The following is a 1,531-nucleotide window of genomic DNA, read 5'->3' on the forward strand; positions in this document are numbered from 1 at the left end:
TGTCGGTGGGTGGGTATAGCTTTCGTGGGGTGAAGACATGGGGGGATGTGTTCGAGCTCAAGGACCAGGAATTGGTCTCCAAGCTCGCCGACGTGTCGTCCCACGAAAGTACTTTGGCTGCAGCGAGATTAGCACTGCTCGCCGAGATCGACCGGCGTGGCCTGGCGATGAAACTCGGGCATTCGACGGTCACCCGCTGGTACGCGAAGTCGGTGCGCATCACCGACGGATCCGCGGCGCGTCAGATGGAACTCGGGCAGTGGCTCACCCAGTGGCCGAGCGTGCTCGACGCCCTCGCCGGCGGTGACATCCACGCCGCGCACGCCTCGGCGATCGCCGACGGCTACGCCACCGTGGTGGTCGCCGAACCCACCCTCGACGAGCAGCGCCGCGACGCCGTCGTCGCGGAACTGCTCGAGACCGCGATGCGCGGCACCGCCGGGCAGGTCAGCTCCCGTGCTCAGGCACTCGCGCATTCTGCGGCAGAGGACGCCCGAGCTCGACACGAGCAGGCCGAGAAGAAACGACTAGAGCAGGAACGAGCGCGCGAGCAAGAGCAGGCGGGCCGAGCCGATACCAGTGGTTCGAATGATGCCGGTGGCTCCGGTGATGCCGGTGATGCCGGTGGTTCGGGTGGGCCCGAACCTGCTGGGCCCGAGCCTGTTCCGTCGGGGCCGCCGCCGGTACCGATGGCGGAGAACCCGAACCTGAACCGGTTCGATGTTCACCGGCTGGCCAGTGGCCGCTTCCAGCTCGGTGGCGACGTCGACCGGCTCCTCGCCGAGAAGCTGCTCACCGTGTTGTCGACTTTGACCGCACCGCAACCGGGCCCGGGCGGGGAACGCGACCCGCGGAGTCCGTCGAAACGCCGGGCCGATGCACTCGATCGGATTCTCGACCGGCACCTACGCGGTGGCAGCCGCGGGGCGTCGGGTGGGTCGCGGGCGTCGGTGCACCTGATCGTTCCGCTGCGCGACCTGCTCAGCGACCGCGGAAACAAGGAAACTGCCAGCGCACCAACGGGTTCGACAACACAAGCTACCGGTGCTGACGGCGGCCACCGCGCCAGCGAGAGTGCTGGTGCCCACGGCAACTCACGAACCAGTAATGCCGACGCCGGTCCCGATGGTGGTGCTGACGGCGGTCACCGCGTCAGCGAGAGTGTTGGTATCGACGGCGGTTCACGAACCGAAGACACCGACGCCGGTCCCGATCGAGCCACGGGCCGCGGTCAACGCGCCAGAGGGAGTTCTGGTGCCGGCGACCGTTCATGCACCGGTGACTCTCCCGAGAGTCGTGTCGGTCGCAGCACCGACGGTGGTGTCGCTGCCGGTGGTAGTGATGCGAGGGAGAAGTCCGTTCCCGAGCCTGGCGATGCCGACTGGCCGTTCCACCTCGACTGGACCGGCCCGATCAGTCGCTCCCTCGCCGAACTTCTCACTTGCGACGCAGACCTCACCCCGGTGATCGTCGACCACCACGGCGTCCCGCTCGCGCTCGGGCGCACCACCAGACTCGCCACCGACGACCA

General features: G+C 68.0%; 1 protein-coding gene. It reads left to right on the forward strand.

All coding sequences use genetic code 11. From position 1 onward, the window contains the following. Window positions 1–29: 29 nt before the first annotated feature. On the forward strand, window positions 30–1,531 hold a 1,502-nt coding region (locus CH306_RS29700; protein ID WP_256981292.1), incomplete at its 3' end, for a DUF222 domain-containing protein.

Source organism: Rhodococcus sp. 15-725-2-2b (genome assembly GCF_002259075.1).
Taxonomy (GTDB): Bacteria; Actinomycetota; Actinomycetes; order Mycobacteriales; family Mycobacteriaceae; genus Rhodococcoides.